The sequence below is a fragment of the Penaeicola halotolerans genome, from assembly GCF_016464625.1.
Classification (GTDB): Bacteria; Bacteroidota; Bacteroidia; order Cytophagales; family Cyclobacteriaceae; genus Penaeicola; species Penaeicola halotolerans.
Window position 1 is genome coordinate 1 of the sequence record NZ_JAEAGO010000171.1, and the last position, 245, is coordinate 245.

General features: G+C 68.2%; 1 protein-coding gene. It reads left to right on the forward strand.

What is annotated here, in order from left to right:
* The coding region (locus I5349_RS13965; RefSeq protein WP_226391383.1) for a hypothetical protein at nucleotides 1-245 on the forward strand (245 nt) is incomplete at both ends.

The following is a 245-nucleotide window of genomic DNA, read 5'->3' on the forward strand; positions in this document are numbered from 1 at the left end:
TGGGAGCGGCGTGCACTGGGCCGCACCGTGACCGTGGACTTCGCCACCTTGTTTCAGGACGTGCTGACGCAGTTCGACACACAGCCGGACGACTTCTCGCCGCAGCGGGTGCAGGACGAGCTGGTCGGTCAGATGGCCGAGCTGCTGGAGGCGGACTACGACACGCTGGCGCTGGAGATCAACGACAGCGAAACCCGCCAGCGTGCGCTGACCAGCGAACCGGCAGCGCCGATGCCCCCGGCAGC